This is a genomic window from uncultured Mobiluncus sp. (genome assembly GCF_947254095.1).
Taxonomy (GTDB): Bacteria; Actinomycetota; Actinomycetes; order Actinomycetales; family Actinomycetaceae; genus Mobiluncus.
In genome coordinates, this window is sequence record NZ_CAMYBV010000049.1 from 1 (window position 1) to 3,573 (window position 3,573).

The following is a 3,573-nucleotide window of genomic DNA, read 5'->3' on the forward strand; positions in this document are numbered from 1 at the left end:
TTCACGTCAGTTTGGACGATGCCCAGGAAGGTGCCCACCACGATGGTCGCGATGATTACTATCCACATGAGGACCACGAAGTCCCAGCTCAGCTGCGTGTAGAGGAAACTGTACAAGTGCAGCAGAGCGCCGAAAGCAGCGACTTTCACCCCGGCCGCCATGAAGCCGGAAATCGGCGAGGGCGCACCTTGGTAAACATCGGGAGCCCAAGCGTGGAACGGCACGGCGGAAACCTTGAAGAACAAGCCGACCAGCAGCATAGCTCCGCCGGTCAGGAGCATCCAGTCCAAGCCCGGATTCAAGGACACCGCGCTGGACATCTCCACCAGGTTCAAAGTCCCGGTGTAACCGTAGAGCATAGTGATACCCATCAGGAAGAATGCCGAAGCAAAAGCGCCGAGGATAAAGTATTTCAGACCGGCTTCCTGGCTCAGCAGGCGACGACGGCGACCCATCGCGCTCATGATGTAGAGCGGCAAGCTCATCAGCTCCAGCGCCACGAACAGGGTCAACAGGTTCCCCGAGCTGATGAAGGCCATCATGCCGCCCAGCGAGTAGAGGTACAAGGCGTACATTTCCGTGCGCTGGTAGCGAATCTTAATCGCGTAGTCCTCCTGGGACGAGCCGGGGGTATCAGCCGCTTGGGGAGCAAACGAGCCGTCGTTCGGGGTAGAGCGGTCAATGACCACGATAGCCGCCAACAACCCGACAACCAGCAAAACCAGCTGGAAACCCAGCGAAATCTGATCCTCGAGCAGGGTTCCCGCTGCAATTTGGCGCGCTCCCTGCTGACCGACCACGGTGAAACGCCAGGCGACCAGGATAATCGCTGCAATGATGCCGCCAAGGGTCAGGAAAGCGTTGACGCTTTTACGGAAGCCAGGCCAGGGGAAAGCCTCGATGAGGGTCGCCAACACGGCGGCACCCAGCAGGACCAGCAAGGGGCTCAGTGCATCCCATTCCACCACGGGGCTAACCTCCAAGGTTTTCACAATCACCGGAAGAATCGCGTTCATTTGGCGCCTCCTTCGCTCGTGGCTAAGACGGCCGGGGCAGACGTCAATCCGCTGCTAGACACCGCTTGATACATGAGGGCGGCGTCGGGCTTAATCAGATCCAAGGTCGGTCCGGGCCAGACACCCAAACCGAACATCGCCAACACTAGGGGAACCATGATGAACTTTTCTCGCCAGTTCAAATCCTTGGCTTCGCGTACCGCGCCGTCAATCGGCCCGGTAAACACATTCAGATAAGGCACCAGTAGGTAAACCGAAGCCAACACTACGCCCAAGATAGACAGGATTGCGGCCGCGATGTTCATCTTAAACGTGCCGACCAGAATCAAGTATTCGGGCAGAAAACCAGACAGGCCGGGCAGGGCGATAGCCGCCAACCCCGACACCAGGAACAAGCCTGCCAAAGTCGGGGTGACCCGCTGGAAACCGCGGTAGGCCGCGATTCCTTGGGTACCGCCGCGGGTGGTCAGCCAACCACTCAACAGGAACAGGCCGGCGATAGAGACCCCGTGGGCGACCATGTAGAGCATGGCGCCCTCGATCGCGGTCTGGGAGCCAATGTACAGAGCCAACACCATGAAACCGAAGTGGCTCACGGAAGTGAAGGACACCAAACGCAGCAGATCCTTTTGCGAAATCGCCGCCAGCGCCCCCCACAGAATCGAGATGACCGCCAGCACCACAATGACCGGCGCAACTTTTGCGGAGGCCGCGGGGAACAGCTGCCAGCAGAACATAATCATGCCCCAGGTACCGACCTTGTCCAGTACGCCCACCAGCAGCACGGAAGTGCCGCCGCGGGCGACCGCCGCGGTGGAGGGTAGCCAGGTGTGCACCGGCACCATCGGCGCCTTAATCGCGAAAGCAATGAGGAAAGTCGTCATAATCCACATCTCGGCTGTACCGGGGTGGAAGTTCCCGGAGGTCAGGTAATCCATGTGGAAAGCCCGATTCCCGCCGCCGGAATACACGTACACGCCGATGACACCGAACAGCATGACCAAACCGCCCACCAGGGAATACAGCACGAACTTGATGGCGGCGTGGCGGCGCACTTGTGCATCCCCATTACCGTAACGACCCACCAGGAAGTACAGCGGAATCAGCATCCCTTCAAAGGCGATATAGAACAGCAGCAGGTCACGGGCGGCAAACAGCAGCACCATGAAGGATTCCAAAGCCAGGATGAGGGCGGCGTATCCAGCTGCCGCGTTCGAGTCGGTGTCGTCCCGCCAGGAGGCCAGAATGACTAGGGGGGTCAGGGCGGTGGCGAGGATAATCATCACCATGCCCAGCCCGTTGACGCCCAACGCCCAAGACAGGCCAATTGCGGGCATCCAAGCGTAGGACTCGCCCAGTTGGAAAGCTCCCGGCGTTTTCGGGGCAAAGTCATAGCTGGTAAACAGGGCCACCAGCACGCCCGCCAGGACCGCGGTGGACACGGCGAGGGAAACTTCCCGGCCGATGGAACGCAGCCAGGGGATGAGCCAGATTGCCAGGGCAAACCCCATCGGAATGCACACCAGCAAGGACAACCACGGGAAACCAGCCGTTGTCGGAATAGTTGTTTGAGTCAAAACCATGTTCATCCTTTGTTTACCTCACAGCCTTGTCGCCAATACCAAGACAAGAGCCAAAACTGTGCCGAACAGGGTCCAGCCAGCGTAGCGGCGCGGAGAACCGGAGTGAGCCAGCGCCCCGACCTTACCGAGCCAGAGAGAAAGTCGACCGGAGCCTTCCACGATGCCGTCGATGACCACCCGGTCTGCCACCGCCACCCCGGAGGACAGCGCCAGCGTGGGGATAATAGCAACCTTTTCGTTGACGGCGTCTTGGTAGAGGTCCTCGCGGGCCGCCATGATGAAGGCGTTGGCTTCGGGCACAGACTTTTCGACCGGACGTTTCATGAACAGTGCCCAAGCGGTGACCACACCGATGATGACGACTGCTAGGGTCAAACCAATCAGCAGGGCTTCGGGCATGACCGGCTCGCCGTGTTCAACCATTTGACCGCGGGTACCGATATTCACGATGGGGTTCAACCACGTCACGAACAGGTTGCCTACCGAGAGCAGGCCGCCGAGCGCAATGGAGAACACGGACAGCACCAGGAGCGGAATGGTCATCCACGGACCAGCCTCATGCGGGTGTACCGGGGCACCCTCCGCTTCGGTGGTCCAGCGAGCCTCACCGTGGAAGATGAGGAAGAACAGGCGGGACATGTAGAAAGCGGTGATACCGGCGCCGACCAAGGCAACGAGACCGAATACCCAGGGGTACCAGGACCCGAAGTTCGGGTTGGGCAGGAAAGCCGCCTCGATGATTTTGTCCTTGGAAAAGAACCCGGAGAACGGCGGGATTCCCAGGATAGCCAGCCAGCCGATGAAGAACGCGAACCAGGTAATCTTCATGACCTTGAACAGCCCGCCGAACCGGCGAATGTTGACCTGTTCGCTCATCGCGTGCATGACCGCACCGGCAGACAGGAACAGTTGGGCTTTAAAGAACCCGTGGGTAATGAGGTGGAAGATGGCGAATGCCCAACCGACCGGACCCA

3 protein-coding genes are annotated in these 3,573 nt (G+C 59.6%); all 3 read right to left on the minus strand.

Annotated features, from left to right (window positions below; genetic code table 11):
* The coding region (locus Q0X47_RS08500) for an NADH-quinone oxidoreductase subunit N (RefSeq protein ID WP_297725030.1) at nt 1–1,016 on the minus strand (1,016 nt) is incomplete at its 3' end.
* The gene (locus tag Q0X47_RS08505) at nt 1,013–2,605 is read right to left on the minus strand and encodes a NuoM family protein (RefSeq protein WP_297725033.1); all 1,593 of its coding nucleotides are present in this window, start codon (nt 2,603–2,605) and stop codon (nt 1,013–1,015) included. The genes Q0X47_RS08505 and Q0X47_RS08500, both read right to left, overlap by 4 nt.
* A gap of 12 nt (nt 2,606–2,617) precedes the next feature.
* On the minus strand, nt 2,618–3,573 hold a 956-nt coding region (locus Q0X47_RS08510), incomplete at its 5' end, for a proton-conducting transporter membrane subunit (RefSeq protein ID WP_297725036.1).

Bases quoted from the DNA above. Each gene is read 5' to 3' on its own strand.
- Q0X47_RS08505 (WP_297725033.1), bottom strand. From the start codon at position 2,605: ATGAACATGGTTTTGACTCAAACAACTATTCCGACAACGGCTGGTTTC.